Origin of the sequence: Pedobacter fastidiosus (genome assembly GCF_014306625.1) — a bacterium.
In the GTDB taxonomy this organism is placed as follows: Bacteria; Bacteroidota; Bacteroidia; order Sphingobacteriales; family Sphingobacteriaceae; genus Pedobacter; species Pedobacter fastidiosus.
In genome coordinates this window covers 118768-137905 of sequence record NZ_JACRYL010000002.1, presented here as the reverse complement: position 1 = coordinate 137905, position 19138 = coordinate 118768, and the positions used below count along the sequence as shown (strand labels likewise).

The 19138-nt window shown below is 34.6% G+C and carries 20 protein-coding genes; 12 read left to right on the top strand and 8 right to left on the bottom strand.

Annotation, left to right across the window (positions count from 1 at the left end):
* The first annotated feature begins 66 nt into the window (after window positions 1-66).
* From H7U22_RS02690 to H7U22_RS02655, 8 genes are all read left to right on the top strand, one after another.
* Complete coding sequence (locus H7U22_RS02690) at window positions 67-1158, top strand: MBL fold metallo-hydrolase (RefSeq protein ID WP_187069800.1); 1092 nt, start codon at window positions 67-69, stop codon at window positions 1156-1158.
* Between the two features lie 57 nt (window positions 1159-1215).
* Window positions 1216-1578, top strand: coding sequence for a hypothetical protein (locus H7U22_RS02685; protein ID WP_187069799.1), 363 nt, complete (start codon window positions 1216-1218; stop codon window positions 1576-1578).
* Window positions 1579-1642: 64 nt separating this feature from the next.
* Window positions 1643-2440 (top strand): hypothetical protein, encoded by a 798-nt coding sequence (locus tag H7U22_RS02680; protein WP_187069798.1) that lies wholly within the window; start codon window positions 1643-1645, stop codon window positions 2438-2440.
* Between the two features lies 1 nt (window position 2441).
* Window positions 2442-3359 (top strand): tRNA (adenosine(37)-N6)-dimethylallyltransferase MiaA, encoded by a 918-nt coding sequence (miaA, locus tag H7U22_RS02675; protein WP_187069797.1) that lies wholly within the window; start codon window positions 2442-2444, stop codon window positions 3357-3359.
* Between the two features lie 127 nt (window positions 3360-3486).
* The gene (locus H7U22_RS02670; protein WP_187069796.1) at window positions 3487-3999 is read left to right on the top strand and encodes an outer membrane beta-barrel protein; all 513 of its coding nucleotides are present in this window, start codon (window positions 3487-3489) and stop codon (window positions 3997-3999) included.
* 153 nt (window positions 4000-4152) lie between these two features.
* On the top strand, window positions 4153-4710 hold the full coding sequence (locus H7U22_RS02665; protein ID WP_187069795.1) for a hypothetical protein: 558 nt from the start codon (window positions 4153-4155) through the stop codon (window positions 4708-4710).
* Window positions 4711-4806: 96 nt separating this feature from the next.
* A complete protein-coding gene (locus H7U22_RS02660; protein ID WP_187069794.1) occupies window positions 4807-5334 on the top strand; it encodes a DUF3347 domain-containing protein in 528 nt (175 codons plus the stop codon).
* A 131-nt stretch (window positions 5335-5465) separates the two neighbouring features.
* On the top strand, window positions 5466-6755 hold the full coding sequence (locus H7U22_RS02655) for a citrate synthase (protein ID WP_187069793.1): 1290 nt from the start codon (window positions 5466-5468) through the stop codon (window positions 6753-6755).
* Between the two features lie 67 nt (window positions 6756-6822).
* Here H7U22_RS02655 and H7U22_RS02650 read toward each other — a convergent pair whose 3' ends face one another.
* The 5 genes from H7U22_RS02650 to H7U22_RS02630 form a co-directional block, all read right to left on the bottom strand.
* Window positions 6823-7944, bottom strand: coding sequence for a DUF3667 domain-containing protein (locus tag H7U22_RS02650; RefSeq protein WP_187069792.1), 1122 nt, complete (start codon window positions 7942-7944; stop codon window positions 6823-6825).
* Window positions 7945-7964: 20 nt separating this feature from the next.
* Window positions 7965-9350: a nucleoside permease gene (locus H7U22_RS02645; RefSeq protein WP_187069983.1), complete on the bottom strand. Its 1386-nt coding sequence runs from the start codon at window positions 9348-9350 to the stop codon at window positions 7965-7967.
* A gap of 183 nt (window positions 9351-9533) precedes the next feature.
* Window positions 9534-10148, bottom strand: a complete 615-nt coding sequence (locus H7U22_RS02640; protein ID WP_187069791.1) for a bifunctional nuclease family protein — start codon at window positions 10146-10148, stop codon at window positions 9534-9536.
* Between the two features lie 53 nt (window positions 10149-10201).
* Window positions 10202-11170: an electron transfer flavoprotein subunit alpha/FixB family protein gene (locus H7U22_RS02635; RefSeq protein ID WP_187069790.1), complete on the bottom strand. Its 969-nt coding sequence runs from the start codon at window positions 11168-11170 to the stop codon at window positions 10202-10204.
* Between the two features lie 76 nt (window positions 11171-11246).
* Window positions 11247-11984, bottom strand: a complete 738-nt coding sequence (locus H7U22_RS02630; protein ID WP_187069789.1) for an electron transfer flavoprotein subunit beta/FixA family protein — start codon at window positions 11982-11984, stop codon at window positions 11247-11249.
* A 62-nt stretch (window positions 11985-12046) separates the two neighbouring features.
* On the opposite strand from H7U22_RS02630, the gene H7U22_RS02625 reads away from it, so the two are divergent.
* Window positions 12047-12382: a tetratricopeptide repeat protein gene (locus tag H7U22_RS02625; protein WP_187069788.1), complete on the top strand. Its 336-nt coding sequence runs from the start codon at window positions 12047-12049 to the stop codon at window positions 12380-12382.
* A 28-nt stretch (window positions 12383-12410) separates the two neighbouring features.
* The gene (chrA, locus tag H7U22_RS02620) at window positions 12411-13628 is read left to right on the top strand and encodes a chromate efflux transporter (protein ID WP_187069787.1); all 1218 of its coding nucleotides are present in this window, start codon (window positions 12411-12413) and stop codon (window positions 13626-13628) included.
* A 74-nt stretch (window positions 13629-13702) separates the two neighbouring features.
* On the opposite strand, the gene dnaB is transcribed toward chrA, so the two are convergent.
* Window positions 13703-15265, bottom strand: a complete 1563-nt coding sequence (gene dnaB, locus H7U22_RS02615) for a replicative DNA helicase (protein WP_187069786.1) — start codon at window positions 15263-15265, stop codon at window positions 13703-13705.
* Between the two features lie 200 nt (window positions 15266-15465).
* On the opposite strand from dnaB, the gene rlmB reads away from it, so the two are divergent.
* Together rlmB and H7U22_RS02605 are read left to right on the top strand one after the other, a co-directional pair.
* Window positions 15466-16233, top strand: coding sequence for a 23S rRNA (guanosine(2251)-2'-O)-methyltransferase RlmB (gene rlmB, locus H7U22_RS02610; RefSeq protein ID WP_187069785.1), 768 nt, complete (start codon window positions 15466-15468; stop codon window positions 16231-16233).
* A 66-nt stretch (window positions 16234-16299) separates the two neighbouring features.
* A complete protein-coding gene (locus tag H7U22_RS02605) occupies window positions 16300-17049 on the top strand; it encodes a DUF5995 family protein (RefSeq protein WP_187069784.1) in 750 nt (249 codons plus the stop codon).
* On the opposite strand, the gene H7U22_RS02600 is transcribed toward H7U22_RS02605, so the two are convergent.
* Window positions 17046-18137 carry a mannose-1-phosphate guanylyltransferase gene (locus H7U22_RS02600; protein ID WP_187069783.1) on the bottom strand — a complete coding sequence of 364 codons (1092 nt, stop codon included), beginning with the start codon at window positions 18135-18137 and terminating at the stop codon, window positions 17046-17048. The genes H7U22_RS02605 and H7U22_RS02600 overlap by 4 nt on opposite strands.
* A gap of 14 nt (window positions 18138-18151) precedes the next feature.
* Window positions 18152-19120, bottom strand: coding sequence for a KpsF/GutQ family sugar-phosphate isomerase (locus tag H7U22_RS02595; RefSeq protein ID WP_187069782.1), 969 nt, complete (start codon window positions 19118-19120; stop codon window positions 18152-18154).
* Window positions 19121-19138: the final 18 nt, after the last annotated feature.

The window sequence follows — 19138 nt, the reverse complement described above, 5'->3', positions numbered from 1 at the left end:
AAAAGGATATTTGGCTAACAGTTTAATAAATTTTGTATTCGTACATTGGCTAAAATTTTTTAATAAATGTTAGCTATTTATATTCTCATGGCGCTTGTCGCGATATTTTTTATTGTAACCAATCTTCCTGTTTTTGGAACTTTACCAAATGGTGAAAGGCTAAATAAAATTAAACAGTTGCCAAACTATCGTGATGGCGCAATTCAAAATTTATCGATAACTCCGATGCAGCCAGAAGGAGTTAGTTTTTTTAAAGTTTTGCGTGCATTTCTTTTCGAAAAGCATCCAAATCGAATTCCAACGAAACCACTCGAATTTATTACTCCAGCGTTAAAAGAAAAGCAAATTAGTGATGAACCTGAAATAATTTGGTTTGGTCATTCATCTTATCTAATTAAAATTAATGGACAAAGGATTTTAGTTGATCCCATTTTTAGTAGAACGCCATCACCATTTTCGTTTATTGGGAGTAAGGCGTTTCCAGGAACTGAGGTTATAAAAGCGTCTGATTTTAAAAATATCGATGTTTTACTGATTACTCATGATCATTACGATCATTTGGATTACCAAAGTATTTTAAAAATTGCACCAGAAGCCACGCAGATTGTAACCTCTTTAGGCGTTGGTTCTCATTTGGAAAAATGGGGAATATCAGCAAACAAAATTAATGAGCTTACTTGGAATCAGTCAATTTCGTTGGCTGATGGTTTAAATTTTACTGCTTTGCCTGCAAGGCATTTTACCGGACGCAAGTTTAAAAGAAACCAAACAGCTTGGTCGGCATTTGTGCTGAAAACTGATCAATATAAACTTTTTTTAGGTGGAGATTCTGGATACGATACCCACTTTAAATCGATAGGTGAAGCGCATGGTCCATTCGATTTAGCGCTATTGGAATGTGGACAATATAATGCCTATTGGCCTTATATTCATATGTTTCCAGAAGAAGTAGTTGAGGCCGCAAAGGATTTAAAAGCAAAAGTTTTAATGCCAGTGCATTGGGGGAAATTCAGTTTGGCTATGCATACTTGGGATGAACCAATTTCTAGAGTTGTTGCTGAGGCAGAGAAACAGAACTTCCCAATCGTTACGCCAAAACTAGGTGAAACCATTATTTTAAATCAAAATAAGCCTGTTCAAAAGTGGTGGCTAGATTAACAAAAATTTAAACAATAGTTGGGTTGCTGTGTTTAATTATATATGCAAACTCCAACTATGAAAACAGACCTTGTAGAAATTTTTCAAACCATTAGGGCTGGACTACAACCTTATGCTACTCGCGGATATACTGTTCATGAAAACTCAGAGAATGGTTATGATTTATATAGCGAAAAAAATATTGAGGTAAAAGGTGAAAAAATTACAGAACGCTTTTTTGCAGGCATTTATATTAATGGAAGTAGCGTAGAGATTAAGCTAAATACTTCTGAATTTAATGCGAATAATCAGGATTTGCAAAGCTTTGGGGATGATAACTCTGGGCTATCAATTTCAGAATTGGATGATGAAAAGCTTAAAGAAATTGAAGTTCTGATTGAAATTGTTCACAACAACTTTAAAGAAAAAGAGTGGATTTAATATCCTGTTGATTAAATTTGTGCCAGCTTTGATATTTCTCAAACCTGTACAAAATTAACTGTGATTGAAGAATTCCATTTCTAAAAAAACTTATCAGCTTAAAAATTGGCATAATGAGGTTCTATTAGCGATAAATGAAAATGGAATTCATTCCGTTTATGAAGAAAAAGATGGATTTCAATTTATTAATATCAATGGCCTCATTATTAATCTAATTAATCTCAACACTCCTTCAAGTCCAGAAACTCTTATTAATCTTCAACAAAACTATTCCCTTAAAAACCTAAAGCTTATTCATTTATGGGAAGATGTTTGGTTAACAAAAAAGATACAGGTTTTGGCCCGGTTAAAATCTATTATTGGATTAAATACTAAAATTCACGGAAGAAAAACCAAAATAGAAAAGTTAACCAAACCAGTTGCCGAATGCTTTATCAATACAAACCACCTACAAGGCTATGTAAGCAGTCGCTATAAATTAGGATTATTCCTTAACGATGAATTGGTTGCAGTTGCTACATTTTCGGCTTTGAGAAGAATGAATCACACCGAAAATTATAAATCTGCCGAGCTCATTCGCTTTGCTGTTAGGGCTGGTTTTTCAGTAACGGGCGGATTAAGCAAATTAATTTCTGCTTTTTATGACTTATATAAGCCTAATGATATCATGACTTATGCAGATAAAGACTGGTCGGCAGGAGAGGCTTATATAAAATTAGGCTTTAAGCAGACGGATTCTTTAGCACCGCAGTTTTTTACATTAAATGAAAGCCTTGATCGTGAATTAATAAAGAATCTACAGCAAGAAAATGACACTTCAGTTTTCAATACTGGAAGCTTAAAATATTTATTGAAGTTTTAGCATGACCGATCATAATCTAATTATAATTTTAGGGGCAACAGCGTCTGGGAAAACCAAACTGGCCGTAACTTTGGCCAACGATTTAGATGGTGAAATTATCAGTGCAGATAGCAGGCAAATATTTAAGCAAATGGATCTTGGTACTGGGAAGGATTTAGCTGAATACCAAATTGGCGATAAATCCATTCCTTATCATTTAATAAACATACTCGAACCTGGAGAACGATATCATGTAGATGCTTTCAAGAATGATTTTTTTGATGCCTTTGAAAGTATTACTAAAAGAGGAAGAATCCCGATTTTATGTGGCGGTACGGGAATGTACATTCATAGCTTATTGCAAAATCAACCTTATACTGCGGTTCCCGCGAATGAAGACTTAAGAAATAATCTTGAGCCTCTATCAAAAGAAGAATTAATTGTAAAACTTCATTCTGAGTGTACTAATATAGATAAGTTTGATCTGTCCTCTAAAAAAAGATTAATAAGAGCAATTGAAATTGTAGCGTTTTTGAAACACAATTCTATCGAAGTCCCAGAAAGACCAATTTTAAAACCTATAATTTTTGGACTTAAGAATCAGATTGAGGTAACTAGAGCTAAAATTATAGATCGTTTAGAAAAAAGGCTGTCAGATGGAATGATCCAAGAGGTTGAACAATTGCTTGATAATGGTGTATCAGCAGAAACTTTAATTTTTTATGGTTTAGAATATAAGTTTATTGTTAACTATCTAGGTGGTAATCTGAATTTTGACGAACTAAAATTAAAACTCGGGATTGCAATTTGCCAATATGCAAAGCGACAGAATACCTTTTTTAGAAAGATGGAAAAAGATGGGGTTATAATTAATTGGCTTGATGCATCGGAAAATCTTAACCTCTTAAAACACGAAATAATTGAAAAAGTTTTAGATTAAAATTTATAATATTTTATGAGCTTGGTTTGACATATTTATACGTGAAAAGCTGCTTAAAAAGGCCTTTTGGCACAGGTTTTGTAATTGTGGCAGTATATTAGTTAACTCAAAAAATAATATATTTAAAATGAAAACAATTACTAAAATTCTTGCTACTTCAGCAGCTGTTGTAGCACTATTTATTACTACAAATGCAAATGCACAATCAAAATTAGGAGTAGGAATTACTGCTGGCATACCAACTAGCGATGCATATAGTGTAGCTCTCGGTGCAGATTTACGTTACCAATTTGATATCGATAAACAATTATCTATTCCAATCACCGCAGGATATACACATTTAAGTGGAAAAGAAATTGGGAATACAGGCATTGATTTCCCTAGTTATGGTTATATTCCCGTTAAGGCCGGTGTTAAGTATTTCTTTAACGATTCTGGAGCTGGAGTATATGGTTTAGCTGAGCTTGGTGCTGGCTTCGGAACTAAAGAAGGTTCAGGAACATCATTTGTATATTCTCCTGCTATTGGTTATGCTTGGAGTAATGGCTTAGATTTAGGTGTTAAATATGAAGGACTTGCTAAAAACAGTACGAGTACTGGATTTTTCGGTCTTCGTTTAGCTTACGGTTTCAGTTTGTAAGAACTCTTTACTTGAATACCAAAATCCTCCAATAACTTGGGGGATTTTTTAGTTATAAAACATTCTGAAAAAAATGAAAACTAAAAAATCCATTCTGTATATTCTTTCGTATATATAGCAAAACCCTTAATTAATAACTTAAATTATCTTAACATGAAAACAATTACTAAAATTTTTGCAACTTCTTTAGCTGCACTTGCATTATTTACAGCAACTAATTTAAAGGCACAAACCACTGAAACAATGTCTACTACTTCTACAATGATGGATAGTGGAATGGGATTTAAAGTTGGAGTAGGAATTAGTGGTGGTTTGTTTAGAGACAAATCTCCAATGGATTACGCTTATGGCGCTGATTTGAAATTACAATGGGACTTAACAAAAGATGTTGCTATTACAGCTTCTGGTGGTTACACAAAACTAATGGGTAAAAATAATTCTTTAGATCCAGATTTTATTCCAGTTAAAGGTGGTGTTAAAGTTTTTGCGATTAAAAGAATGTACATAGCAACTGAGGCCGGTGCAGGTATTGCAATTCAAGATGGCGCAAAAACTAATTTTATTTACACAGGCGGTTTCGGTTATGAGTGGAACAATGGATTAGATCTTGGTGTAAGATATGAAGGATATGTTAACGATAGTGGATCGACAACATATTTCAGACAAACTGGTCAATACGCTTTAAGAATAGCTTATAACTTCAAACTATAATTTAATCATCATATATTTTGAAAGCCCTGCAATTTGTAGGGCTTTTTTTATTGTTTTAATATTTTAATTGCTATTTTGAGCACAAAACCAAATAGCATGAAACGAATATTCGGAATCGCCATACTAGCTACTTTAATGGCCTGCAATCAAGCAGAGAAAAAATCAGTAGTATCAAAAGATTCAACTATTAAAGATTCGGTTGCTGTAAATACAGTGTCCTTAAAAAATGAAAAAGCAGGAGTAATTTTTGCACAGTATATCGATCTTAAAAATGCCCTTGTAAAATCTGATTCTGCCGGAGTACAAAAATCAGCTTCTTCTTTACAAACAAGTTTAGCTGATTATAAAGGTTGCGAAATGACGGCGGATGTGGCTAAGAAAATCTCATCAGTTGCTGATTTAAAATCTCAAAGAAAAGATTTTACAGTTTTGAGTGCAGATTTAATCGCTTTATTTAAAAATACAGATGTATCTACCGGAACCATTTACGTTCAGCATTGCCCAATGGCAAATAAAGGTGATGGGGGAGATTGGTTATCAACAGAAAAGGAGATTAAAAATCCTTATTACGGAAAAAATATGCTAGAGTGTGGGAGAGTGGTTGAAGAGATAAAAGCAAAATAGAAAATAATTGGGTTTAATTAAGCATGATTGTTACGTCTATTTGACTAATATTTCACATTAATTTAACAGATTTGCTATGCATGTATACTAATTTTTATATAATTTAGAAGCTATAAACACAATACAATAATATGTCAGATATTGCAGAGATTAAAGTTGATGGTAAGACGATTGAATTGCCAGTAATTACAGGAACAGAAGACGAAAAGGCCATTGATATTTCAAAATTAAGAGATTTAACAGGTTTTATAACATTAGATACTGGTTTTAAAAATACAGGATCTACGAAAAGTAAAATCACTTTTTTAGATGGAGAAAAAGGAATTCTGAAATATAGAGGTTATTCTATCGAACAACTTGCAGAAAAATCTAGCTTCTTAGAAGTTGCTTATCTAATTGTGTACGGAAATTTGCCTACTCAAGCAGAGCTTGAAGGTTTTCAAGGTGAGATTAGCAAACATACTTTGATCCATGAAGACATGAAAAAGTTCTTTGATGGTTATCCATCGAGATCTCATCCAATGGGTCAGTTAGGTTCGTTAATATTTTCTCTTTCTACATTTTACCCTGAGTGTTTAAAACCTAATCAAACTGCTGAAGAACAAGATTTAACCATAATTAAATTGTTGGCAAAATTACCTACAATCGTTTCTTTCATTTATAAAAAATCGTTAGGTCATCCGCTTATTTATCCAAAAAATAAATATGACTATGTTACCAATTTCCTTTGGATGACTTTTGGACAGCGTACCGAAGATTATGATGTAAATCCGATCGTTGTAAGTGCAATGAACAAATTGTTGATTCTACATGCAGATCACGAGCAAAATTGTTCGGCTTCTACTGTAAGAATTGTTGGTTCTTCAGATTGTAATCTTTATGCATCAATATCAGCTGGTATCGCAGCACTTTGGGGTCCACTTCACGGTGGCGCCAACCAAGCGGTGATTGATATGCTTGAATTAATTAAAGCAGATGGGGGAGATACTGAAAAATGGATCAACAAAGCCAAAGACAAAAACGATTCTTTCAGAATGATGGGTTTTGGCCACAGAGTTTATAAAAACTTCGATCCTCGTGCTAAAATCATTAAAAAAGCCTGCGATGATATTCTAGAAAATTTAGGTATAGATGATCCAATTTTAGAAATTGCAAAAAAATTAGAAGAAGCCGCTTTAACAGATCAATATTTTATCGATCGTAAATTATATCCAAACGTAGATTTCTATTCTGGAATTATCTATCGTGCCTTAGGTTTCCCTTCAGAAATGTTTACGGTACTATTTGCCTTAGGTCGTTTACCGGGATGGATTGCACAATGGAAAGAAATGCATGAAAACAAAGAGCCAATTGGTCGCCCACGCCAAATTTATGTAGGTGAAACGGATAGAGAATTTGTTGATATAAAAGATAGAAAGTAACTGTATTTTCAAATGAAAAAACCTCTCGATAAATTAAATCGAGAGGTTTTTTTATGTTTAATGATTTTTATGTTGCTACGTAATAAATCAAATTAATCATCACCATTTCTGTTAGTTTAAACGCAATTGCATATAATAGTAAAATTATGAAAATCTTAAAAATGGTACTCCAGGTTTTGCGCTGGTAGAAAATGGTAAGTGCTTTAAACATATACCAAAACATAAATACAAACACAGCAATATTCATTATACTGCTAATGATAGAATCTTCGCCAAAAATATGCTTAATAATCGGTTGAGTGAAAATTTCAATTATGAAATAAGCAGTCATCCCATGGATCGTAAAGATTAAATGATCTAGATAATAGATGTGATTTTTTCTAAAATTTAGCATGATAAAGAATGCCAATAGAGGCATCAGTAAGAAAAACTGCTTTGGCCTATTATGTTCTAAAGTTTCTTGAATGACCTCTGACTTTTCACCAATTGAGATTGCTCTCTTTTTGATCATTCTCCTGTACCAATTATCCTGATCAGATGGAGTCAATTTCTTTTGCCTCACCAAATATGAAGCATACGTTGTATCATTTCTCTCTTTATGAATTTCTTCGAATTCATTAATGACCTCTGCTAGAGAATCAGATTTCAAAGAATTGTTTTTAACATTTAACTTTTGTAACTCAAGCTCTTGTTGCGGAAAACTAAGTTTTTGAAAATCTGTTGTCTGTATTGCCTTTTCAATTGAATTAACTGTCTTGTTAGCTATAGCGTTATTTGGCATTCCGGCAACTTTAAATGCCTTTTTAACACTATCCATAACGTGCTCAGATTGCTCTTTATTAGCTTTAATCGGCTCATGATCTTGTTTAGCTGAATGCTTTGGAGAATAAACGACCAAAAAGTAAACGATCGAAACAAAAATGTACATGCTTACCGGATTAATATACCGAGCTCTTTTGCCCGCTAAAAAATCAAGTGTTACCTGCCCAGGTTTAGTTAAAAGTGGGGTTAAGGTTTGAAAAAATTTATTATCAAAGTGGAAATAATGGCCGATACTGTGACTGATAAACCCCCAAAAACTCTCTTTTAATTCTAGATTCGGTTGCCCACAATTGCTACAATAATGTTTCTCTACATGGGCTCCGCAGTTTAAGCAGTTGTGTTCTTTTCTATATTTACCAGCTGACATAGGGGATTTCGAAATTATAATTAATGACTAATGGCTTCAATAGCTTCAACCTCAGCTCTAGTATGCTTGTGCTTGAATAGAAGCGCAAAGAGTACGGTTATAACCAAAGCATATATAGTAAAAGATAGCCAGATGCTATGCCAGTCTTTCATGTGTATTGTTTTATCGAAGGTACCATTATTTAAAATGCTTACACCTTGGCTTTTTACAAAAGCAAGTAAGTGATTATTAGTTGGTTCTGCACCAACAAACACTGAGGTATCTTGAAGCGTATTGAAAGACTTTGTGAAATATTTATCAATCATCCAACCGGAAACCAAGCTTCCAAACACTGCTCCGAAACCATTTGTCATCATCATAAACATTCCTTGGGCTGATGATCTTGTTTTTGCGGTGGTTGAAGTTTCTACAAATAAGGAACCTGAGATGTTGAAGAAATCGAAGGCCATTCCGTAAACTACGCAAGAGAGAATAATCATCCATAAGTTACCAGAAGGATTTCCATAGGCAAAAAGTCCGAAGCGAAAAACCCATGCAAGCATAGCAATAATCATTACTTTTTTAATGCCAAAACGCTTTAAGAAGAATGGAATTGCCAGAATAAACAGCGTTTCAGAAACTTGCGAGATAGACATGATTATTGTAGAATATTTAACTACAAATGAATCAGCATATTTAGGGAAATTCTTAAATTCATCTAAAAACACATCGCCATAAGCATTTGTTAATTGCAACGCCCCACCTAAAAACATTGAAAATATAAAGAACAATGCCATTTTATAATCTGTAAAAAGTTTAAATGCTTCTAAACCTAAGGTTTGCATTAATGAAGCTTTTTCAGAAATTAATTTACTTGGTTTGCATTTCGGTAAGGTAAAAGCGTATAAGCCCAGTAAAAGTGCTCCAGAACCTGCAATATAAAATTGGTAAGCGCTTGCTTTATTACCAGTTAAGTTTGTAATCCACATTGCTGCAATAAAACCTACAGTTCCCCAAACTCTAATCGGCGGAAAATCTTTAACTACGTCAAGATTGCCAGACTTTAATGTTGTGTATGAAATAGAATTACTTAGCGAAATGGTTGGCATGTAAAAACACATTGCCAATAATATTGTCCAAAAGAAAGCATTTGGGCTTTCTACTTGCGGTAAATAAAACAACACACAGGCGTATAAAATATGAAGTATGCCATATAAAACTTCTGCATTAACCCACTTATCGGCTATAATACCAGTTAAAGTTGGCATAAATAGCGATGCAAAACCCATTGTAGCGAAAATAGCACCAAATTGAGTACCATCCCATTGTTTTGTTCCAAACCAATAATTTGCAATCGTAATTAGCCAAGCGCCCCACACAAAAAATTGCATAAAGCTCATTATGGTTAAGCGAAACTTAACATTCATCATATAGTTTTGTTTGAATTTTGAAAGTAAAAGCTGAATATAGAACTATTTTAAAACATAATTCAAAAATAAACCCAAATTATTTTAAACAATTTGGGTCATTTTAAATTTTAGCTTTTAATCTATAAGGATTTCTTAAAAAAGCATTTAGAGTTAAGGATTTAGATAAAAAAAACCGTTCTGCTAAGAAGTTCCTCGCTTGTTCAGTTCGTCTCTTAACCTCGCCGCTTTTTCATAAGCTTCATCAGCAATTGCTTCTTGCAGTTTTTGTTGTAATTCTTCCAATGTTAAATCACCAAAACCTTGTTGTTTGGTTGATGTAGGCAAACTATCCGCATCAGGTTCTTTTGCAATACTGTCCATATTTTCTAAAAATAGAAAATCATTTCCTTCGATTACGATTCCAGCAGAAGCCAAAATAAATTCGTAAGTATAAATTAACGCATTAAACCTCACAGCGAGTGCAATGGCATCGGATGTTCTGGCATCAACCTCATGCGTGCTTTTGCCATCTGTACAAATTAACTTCGCATAAAAAACACCATCTACAAGGTTGTAAATAATAATTTCTTGAATGCTCAGGTTGAAGGTATCGGCTAGCGATTTAAATAAATCGTGAGTTAATGGCCTACTTGGCGTCATTTTTTCGATTTCTATCGCAATGGCCTGAGCCTCAAAAGCGCCAATAATAATAGGTAAACGCCTACGGCCATTCACTTCACCCAATACCAAAGCATAAGCGCCAGATTGGGTTTGGCTGTAAGATAATCCTACAATGTCTAATTTAACTTTTTTCATATTAATGTTTCGAACCCAGCAAATTTTATAAAACCCGCGAGGTTTAACGCTATTTAGGCTTTGTGCGCTTTTAATGCTTCAATCAATTTAGGAACAACTTCAAAAGCATCGCCTACAATACCATAATCTGCCACTTTAAAAAATGGTGCTTCAGGATCTTTATTGATCACTACAATTACTTTAGAAGAACTCACTCCAGCCAAATGCTGAATGGCTCCAGATATTCCAATAGCAATGTATAAATTCGGACTAATTGAGATTCCTGTTTGACCAACGTGTTCAGAATGTGGCCTCCAATCTGCATCACTTACCGGTTTTGAGCAAGCTGTTGCAGCGCCCAATAAATTCGCCAATTCTTCAATCATTCCCCAGTTTTCTGGTCCTTTTAAACCTCTACCTGCAGAAACAACTAATTCAGCATCAGGCAAAGAGACTTTATCCGTTGCTCTTACAATTTCTTTTATAACAGCTCCCAAATCCGATTGTTTAACATCGGCAGTAAAGTTTTCAATTGCAATATCAGTCGCATTTTCTTTTACGCCAAAAGCATTCGGATTTAAAGCAATAACTTTATTTGCTGAGGTTAATTCTGTTATAGCAAATGCCTTACCAGAGAAAGCTGTTTTTTTAACTGCAAACTTACCATCTGTTGTAGGCAATTCTACAGCTCCATCTGCTAAACCTGCTTTAAGTTTTACTGCAATTCTTGGCGCTAATCCTTTTCCAGAGAAAGAGTTAGATAAAACAACAACATCTGCTGATTCTTTTTCTGCTGCATTTGCAATAACACTTGCATACGCTTGGTTAACAAAAGTTTTTAATTGATCTGTACTTACATTTAAAACTTTAGATGCACCATATTTACCCAATTCCTTTAATTCGCTATCGGCAACATTACCAATAGAAATTGCTGTTAAATTAGTGGATTGTTGATCTGCAATTGCTTTGGCATAAGAAACAGCTTCGTAAACAGATTTCTTGAATTTACCTTCAGCTTGTTCTACATATACTAATACTGACATATATTTATTTCTAGATCCTTAAAAAAGGACTTGTGTAAACTATTTGATTATTTTTATTTCTTGCTTGAAGTTCTGTTTAGATCACTTTAGCTTCTGAATGTAGTAAGCTAATTAATTGCTCTGTTTGATCTGCAGAAACCAATTTAACTTGACCGCGAGGTGCAGGAGTTTCATATTTGGTTACTTTGGATACTTCTTCGATAGAAACTGCTTCAATAACATTTAAAGGCTTGGTTCTGGCACTCATAATTCCACGCATATTCGGGATTTTTGGTTCAGCCACACCTTCAGCACAGCTTGCAACAAATTTACCAGAAACCGTTACTACTTCTTTACCGCCTTCAATTTCTCTTTCTAAAGTTGCAGAATCTCCATCAACAGTTAATTTTTTGATAATTGAAATTGATGGTATGTCTAAAAACTCACCAACCATAGCCGCAACTTGGTTGCCATTATAATCAATTGATTCGCGACCAGTTAAAATGATATCGAAATCTTTATCCTTTGCATATTCTGCAATTTGTTTGGCTACAAAGTAAGCATCACGAGGTGCTGCATTAACTCTTACTGCATCATCAGCACCAATTGCTAACGCTTTTCTTATTGTTGGATCGTTGCTCGCTTCGCCAACATTAATTACAGTTACCGTACCTTTACCACCTTCAGTTAACTCAATAGCTTTCGATAATGCAATTTCATCATAAGGATTTACAATATATTGTACTCCTGCAGTATTGAATTCGGTATTATCGTTAGTAAAAGTTATTTTTGTCGTTGTGTCTGGCACGTTACTGATACAAACTAATATTTTCATATGTATTATGTTTAATATATAAGGTCTTTCTGCAAATTTAATTAAAAAAGCAAGGAAATAAAATGTCATCTACCCGTTTAAGTAAGTTATTAGAGTTTTTAGAAAATGATCCAACCGATCCGTTTATACTATATGCCTTAGCCACAGAGTATAACGCCCAAAATGATAAAGAAAAAGCCTATTCTTTTTACCTTCAATTAACCGATAAACATCCAGATTATGTAGGAACTTATTATCATTTAGGTAAATTATATGAAAAAGATGATCAAAAAGACAAGGCGATAAAGGTTTATGCCAAGGGAATGGAAGTGGCTAGAAACAAAAGAGATATGCATGCTTTTTCAGAGTTACAGGGTGCTTTTAATACTGCTTCTGGAATGGATTATGAAGATGATTAAACTCAAACTTTTAAAGGCTTATATCTAAATGCAGCTAAAACCTATCGCAGCAAAAAAGCAATGGCTCTTTTTAAGAAATGTTGTCTTCTTTACATTTACCTCTTTTGGTGGTGCACAGGCTCATCTAGCACTGCTTTTAAAGTATTTTGTTCACAGCAGTAAATTTATTTCCGAGGAAGAGTTATTGGAGTTAAATGCCTTAGCACAGGTGTTGCCTGGGCCTGCATCTACCCAAACCTTAGTTGGTATTGCTTGGAAAGTGGGAAAACTCAAACTAGCCATAATCACTTTCTTCATTTGGATCTTGCCAACGGCTGCAATCATGACTTTTGCCGCCATTAGTTATGCGTTGCTAGATCAAAAACAAAAATTTAATGATATTCTTGAGTATATTCAGCCAATAGCACTCGGAATAGTGGCGTACGGTGCTTATAAATTGGGCAACAAAGTTTTAAAAACACAAGTTTCTATTTTCTTAGCTGTTGGATCTGTTGTTGCAACATTTGTACTCAGAAACGCTTATGTATTTCCAATTGCAATTTTAGTAGGCGGAATGATTTCTTCGGCCATTGAAACGCCAAGAGAAGAAACAGATTTACGAGTAAAACTATTTTCTAATATCAACCCGAAGAAATTAATCTACTTTTTAGGTGCTTTACTTTTGTTTGCGTTGGTAGGCGCCATCATTAATCGTACATCGCCATTTAGTTTACCCATTCGTTTGCTGGAAAATTTTTATCGTAATGGAATCTTGGTTTTTGGTGGTGGACAAGTGCTCGTTCCGCTGATGTTTACAGAGTTTGTTCAAATGAAACACTACTTACAGGCATCGGGTTTTTTATCGGGTTATGCACTGCAGCAAGCGCTTCCCGGACCCACATTTTCTTTTACCAGTTATCTTGGTGCATTAAGCATGAAAAATTTTGGTTATGGAGTTTGGGGACAAATTTTGGGAGGCCTAATCGGAGTAATTGGAATTAATTTGCCTGGCTTAATTTTGGTTTTATTTATTGTTCCATTTTGGGATGACTTGAAAAAAATCTCAAGAATTCGGCATAGCTTATCTGGAATTAACGCCGTAAGTGTAGGTTTTATAATTGCTGCGTTTGTGCTTTTACTTATTCCAATGGGATTTAATTGGCTGTTTTTAGGCATTATGGTTGCTACTTTTCTTTTGCTAAATTTCACCAAAGTAAGTCCTCCAATAATTGTTTTAATTGGGATTTTTATTGGCTATCTTTTTTAAAAAGTAAATTTTGTCTTAACAAAAAAGGGAAATGCAAAACACATTTCCCTTTTTTGTTAAATTTTATTTTAGTCTTAAAACGGTGGTTCTTCATCGTTGTAATCATCCATTTTTGATGGGCGTATAATTACATTACTTTGTTTTTCAAAATCTTGAGAAGGATACATTCCCGAAGAAGGGCTGTCAGCAGCAAATGATGTTGGCGCACTAAAATCTTCTTCAAGATCGGTAAACTTAACAAACTTTCCAACAAATCGAAGTGGTACAATTCCAGTTTCACCGTTACGGTGTTTTGCAATAATAACCTCGGCAATACCCGCTTGAGAACGACCTTGTTCATCTTCCGTAATGCCATAATACTCTGGACGGTATAAGAAAAGCACCATATCGGCATCCTGCTCAATCGATCCAGATTCACGTAAATCAGATAACATCGGCCTTTTACCTTGTAAACCAGGTCTACTTTCTACAGCACGACTCAGCTGCGATAATGCCAAAACAGGAACATCTAACTCTTTGGCTACAGATTTTAACGCTCTTGAAATGCTACCAATTTCCTGCTCGCGATTACCGCCACCTTTTCCTTCACCTTTACCGTGCATCAACTGCAAATAATCTACAATAACCAATTGAATGTCGTATTGAGATTTTAATCTTCTGCATTTTGCTCTAAACTCAAAAATATTTAGTGCTGGTGTATCATCAATTAGGAGTGGGGCTTCAGTTAAACGGCCAATTTTGCTGTGCATCTGTTGCCATTCCCATTCTTGTAAATTTCCTTTTCTAATTTTTTCCTGTTCAATTTCAGCTTCGCCAGATATTAAACGATTAACCAACTGAACGGAAGACATCTCCAAAGAGAAAACTACTGTTGGCTTTTGAAAATCTACAGATGCATTTCTCGCACAGGTTAGTACGAAGGCCGTTTTACCCATTGCAGGACGAGCAGCAATAATTACCAAATCCTGTTTTTGCCAACCTCCGGTAATTCTATCCAAGCCTGTAAAACCTGTCGGTACACCAGTTAAACCATCGGTTTTGGTTCTAAGTTCTTCCAGCGTAGCTAAGGATTGTTTAATAATATCGTCCATTTTTTGCGTATCGCGACGCAAGTTATTTTGTGCGATATCAAATAATCCTTTCTCTGCGTGATCTAATAAATCGAAAATATCTGTTGTATCTTCATAAGCATTCGTAATAATATCTGTAGAAATACGGATCAATTCTCTTTGAATGTATTTTTGAGAAATAATCCTTGCATGGTATTCAATATTTGCTGCAGATGCAACACGGTTTGTTAAGTTAGTAATGTAATAAGCACCGCCAACCATCTCCAAGGTGCCAAGCTGTCTTAACTGTGCTGTAACGGTTAAAATATCAACAGGTTTTGATTTTTCGAACAATAAATGGATGGCTTCAAAAATTTTCTGGTGAGATTCCTGATAAAAAATTTCTGGCTTTAAAATATCGATTACAGCAGATAGAGCATCTTTTTCAAGCATTAATGCGCCTAAAACAGCCTCCTCCAAATCCAATGCTTGTGGAGGCAATTTGCCCATAGAACTTACCGTATTGCCAAGTCTGGCTTTTCTGGATATAATGCTATTCTTTCCGCCCTGTTCGTTATCGTTACTCATAAAACAAAAGTAGTTAAATTTTGCCCCGATTGTTTTAACAAGTTCCTAGCAGTTTGTTAACAAATTGATGCATAATCAGATTAATTTTTTGAGGATTTTGAAATTCACAAAAATTTTTAAACAATTAAATGTTAATAAGGATGAGATAGATTAGGGGTAAAACATTTATTTGAATTACTTTTGCCTAACAATTTAAAAACATGGATAATTTTAGAAGACCACAACGCGTAAAAGAAAATAATGAATTTGTATTTGGTATCAGAGCCGTAATTGAAGCTGTAAAAGCAGGGAGAGATATTGAAACAATTTATTTGCAACGCGGATTAGCTGGTGAATTATTTCTAGAGTTAAAAGCGCTTTTAATTGGTACACTTATTCCTTTAAATTCGGTTCCGGTTGAAAAATTGAACCGTATGTCGCAAAAAAACCATCAAGGAGTAATTGCGGTAATTTCGCCAATTACCTATCAAAATATTGAAGACATTGTTCCTACAATTTTTGAAAAAGGAGAGGTTCCCTTAATTTTGGTTTTGGATAGTGTTACTGATGTTCGAAATATGGGCGCAATTGCCAGAACGGCTGCCTGCGTTGGTGTGCATGCAATTGTTGTTCCTTTAAAAAATGCTGCACAAATTAATGCAGATGCCATAAAAACGTCAGCAGGTGCGTTATTTAGTATTCCGATTTGTAGACATTCAAATCTTCATAAAACCTGTTTATTTTTACAGGAAAGTGGATTGCAAATTGTAGCCTGCACAGAAAAAACCAACGACTTAATTTATGCTCCTGACTATACGCTGCCAACCGTTATCGTAATGGGATCAGAGGATGAAGGAATTTCTAACGAACTTTTACGGGTTGCCGATCATTTGGCAAAAATCCCAATGGCCGGAAAAATAGAATCTTTAAATGTATCGGTTTCAGCAGGTGTTATTTTGTATGAGGCTGTAAGACAAAGAACTGTGTAAGAATTTTGAGCCGCAATTTCGTAATAGGAAGTATATTTATGTACTTTTATTTAGAAATTGATCATTATGCTCCCCGCTAAAACCATTGCTGAAGTAATTACTAAACTCGATGACATTATCAATGAAAGTTTAGTGAAGAAATCCCGCTTAGGTTATTTTGCTTGTTTATATCGCAAAATGACTATTGCGGTGCAGAAAGGAATTATTGATGGTATGTTTGTAGACGGGGCAAGAATGGAAAAGCTCGATGTAATCTTTGCCAATCGATATCTGAACGCATATTATTGTAAATCGCAAAATACTGCAACCACTTCATCTTGGAAAATTGCTTTTGATGCAACTTCTCAACCTTACACTGTTATTCAACATCTTCTTTTGGGGATGAATGCTCATATTAATTTAGATCTCGGTGTTGCAGCTGCCGAGACTTGCAAAGGTTTGGATATTCAATTAATGAAGAAAGATTTTGACCTTATTAATGATATTATCGGAAGCTTAATTAACATCGTTCAAAAAGATTTGGAAGAAATTTGTTTGCCAATGAAAATGCTGGCATACATCGATAATAAGAGCAAGGAATCTGTAATAAATTTTAGCATTACCACTGCAAGAAATACCGCTTGGGTAAATGCGGTTGGTCTTTCTACAGTTTTGCCCAATATGTACAATCCTTATATCAATACTTTAGATTCGAAGATTGCCATTGTGGCAAATAACATCAAAAACCCTAATTTTTCTCAAGGTTTTTTATTGAGAACAATTAGGGCGTTTGAGCCAACCGATGTTGGCGAAATTATTAAGTTTTTAAAAGACTAAATAAATTTATTTCCAAAGCGAGATTTCACTTCAGCCACAAATTCCTTTACTCTCTGTTCTTCATTTCTTGGACAAATCATCAACATATTATTGTTTTCTACCACAATATAATCGTGTAAGCCTTGAAGAATTACCAATTTATCTTTAGGTACGTTTACCATACAGTTTGATGAATCGAACATAATTACCTGTTCTGCGGGAATAACTGCATTACCAACATAATCTTTATCGGCCATTTCGTAAATTGAAGCCCATGTTCCTAAATCCGACCAACCGAAATCTGCAGGAAGAACATATACGTTATCTGCCTTTTCCATGATTCCAAAATCTATTGAAATGTTGGTACATTGAAAATAGGCGTTATTAATAAATGCTTTTTCTCCATCGCCGTTCAATTCTGTACGACCGACATTAAAAATTTCGTACATATCTGGCAAGTGTTTTTCAAATGCACTTAGAATCGATTTTGCCGACCAGATAAAAATTCCAGCATTCCAAAGAAAATCTCCGCTTGATAAAAATGATTTTGCCAGTTCGAGATTTGGCTTTTCTGTAAAGGTTTTAACTTTATGAAGATCAGCATCTGTATTTAAAACGTAATCGGTATGTTGAATATAACCGTAACCTGTATCTGGGCGATTAGGCTTAATACCTAAAGTGATTAGACAATCGTTTTTTGAAGCGGCACTTAAAGATTGCTCTATTGAGGCAATGAATCCATCCAAGTTGGCAATTGTATGATCAGAGGGCGCTACAACAATAGTTGCGTTAGGATTTAGCTCATAAATTTTTAAACTTCCATAAGCAACACATGGAGCCGTATTCCGCATTAAAGGCTCGGCTAAAATCTGATTATCGCTTAATTGAGGAAGTTGTTCTTTAATTAAATCCGAATAGATTTCATTGGTAACAATAAATATATTTTCTGGTGGACAGATTGCTAAAAACCGATCGTATGTACTTTGGATTAAGGTTTTGCCAACTCCGAAAAAATCAATAAACTGTTTAGGGTATTCAGTTCTGCTAACCGGCCAAAAGCGACTTCCGACGCCACCAGCCATAATTAAGGCATAAAAATCTTTATTCATTATATAAGTTAAAACTACACGATTCCCTCATTAAGAAGATCGTGTAAATGGATGATGCCAAAGTAAGTATTTTGTTCTAGAACTAACAACTGTGTAATGTTATTTTCTTTAATTAAATTAAGTGCATCTACCGCAAGTGCATCATACTGAATACTTTTTGGGTTTTTGCCCATAATATCTTCAGCTTTTAAATGCTCAATATTTGAATAATTCTCGAGCATTCTTCTAATGTCTCCGTCGGTAATTACACCAATAACTCTATTCTCAGCATCAATAACAGCAACTGCGCCTAAACGGTTTTTGCTAATTTCAATTAAAGCTTCCTTAACGGATGCTGTGGGACTTATAGATGGTTTCTCATTAGAAAGCGCTAAATCTTTCGCTCTTAAGTATAATTTCTTGCCCAATGAACCACCTGGATGATATTTGGCAAAGTCAGATTCGTTAAAGTCTCTACACTCCAATAAACAAACTGCAAGTGCATCGCCCATGGATAATTGCGCTGTTGTGCTGGTTGTTGGGGCTAAATTGTGCGGACAAGCTTCTTTTTCTACTGAAGTATTTAAAATCATGTCTGCTTGATCAGCCAAAAAAGAATTAAGCTCTCCAACCATGCCAATCAATTTGTTACCAGATATTTTTAAAAGAGGAGTAAGCACTTTTATTTCCGGGGTATTTCCGCTTTTTGATAAACAAATAACCACATCATTTTTTTGGATCATTCCCAAATCTCCGTGTATGGCATCAGCCGCATGCATAAATATTGCAGGTGTTCCCGTAGAGTTAAATGTTGCAACAATTTTCTGTGCAATAATGGCGCTTTTACCTATTCCTGTTACAACAACGCGACCATTGCACTGTAAAATGGTTGATACCACTTTTTCAAAATCATCGTTAATGTTCTTCGCAACATTTAAAATTGCGGCTGCTTCGAGCTCTAAAGTTCGCACAGCGGATTGGATAATTGATTTTTTACTTTTCAAAGAGAAAAAAATTGTCTG

Excerpts from the sequence above, each read along its gene's own strand:
- H7U22_RS02690 (WP_187069800.1), top strand. The coding sequence starts at position 67 with ATGTTAGCTATTTATATTCTCATGGCGCTTGTCGCGATATTTTTTATT.
- H7U22_RS02685 (WP_187069799.1), top strand. The coding sequence starts at position 1,216 with ATGAAAACAGACCTTGTAGAAATTTTTCAAACCATTAGGGCTGGACTA.
- miaA (WP_187069797.1), top strand. The coding sequence starts at position 2,442 with ATGACCGATCATAATCTAATTATAATTTTAGGGGCAACAGCGTCTGGG.
- H7U22_RS02670 (WP_187069796.1), top strand. The coding sequence starts at position 3,487 with ATGAAAACAATTACTAAAATTCTTGCTACTTCAGCAGCTGTTGTAGCA.
- H7U22_RS02665 (WP_187069795.1), top strand. The coding sequence starts at position 4,153 with ATGAAAACAATTACTAAAATTTTTGCAACTTCTTTAGCTGCACTTGCA.
- H7U22_RS02660 (WP_187069794.1), top strand. The coding sequence starts at position 4,807 with ATGAAACGAATATTCGGAATCGCCATACTAGCTACTTTAATGGCCTGC.
- H7U22_RS02655 (WP_187069793.1), top strand. The coding sequence starts at position 5,466 with ATGTCAGATATTGCAGAGATTAAAGTTGATGGTAAGACGATTGAATTG.
- H7U22_RS02650 (WP_187069792.1), bottom strand. The coding sequence starts at position 7,944 with ATGTCAGCTGGTAAATATAGAAAAGAACACAACTGCTTAAACTGCGGA.
- H7U22_RS02645 (WP_187069983.1), bottom strand. The coding sequence starts at position 9,350 with ATGAATGTTAAGTTTCGCTTAACCATAATGAGCTTTATGCAATTTTTT.
- H7U22_RS02640 (WP_187069791.1), bottom strand. The coding sequence starts at position 10,148 with ATGAAAAAAGTTAAATTAGACATTGTAGGATTATCTTACAGCCAAACC.
- H7U22_RS02635 (WP_187069790.1), bottom strand. The coding sequence starts at position 11,170 with ATGTCAGTATTAGTATATGTAGAACAAGCTGAAGGTAAATTCAAGAAA.
- H7U22_RS02630 (WP_187069789.1), bottom strand. The coding sequence starts at position 11,984 with ATGAAAATATTAGTTTGTATCAGTAACGTGCCAGACACAACGACAAAA.
- H7U22_RS02625 (WP_187069788.1), top strand. The coding sequence starts at position 12,047 with ATGTCATCTACCCGTTTAAGTAAGTTATTAGAGTTTTTAGAAAATGAT.
- chrA (WP_187069787.1), top strand. The coding sequence starts at position 12,411 with ATGCAGCTAAAACCTATCGCAGCAAAAAAGCAATGGCTCTTTTTAAGA.
- dnaB (WP_187069786.1), bottom strand. The coding sequence starts at position 15,265 with ATGAGTAACGATAACGAACAGGGCGGAAAGAATAGCATTATATCCAGA.
- rlmB (WP_187069785.1), top strand. The coding sequence starts at position 15,466 with ATGGATAATTTTAGAAGACCACAACGCGTAAAAGAAAATAATGAATTT.
- H7U22_RS02605 (WP_187069784.1), top strand. The coding sequence starts at position 16,300 with ATGCTCCCCGCTAAAACCATTGCTGAAGTAATTACTAAACTCGATGAC.
- H7U22_RS02600 (WP_187069783.1), bottom strand. The coding sequence starts at position 18,137 with ATGAATAAAGATTTTTATGCCTTAATTATGGCTGGTGGCGTCGGAAGT.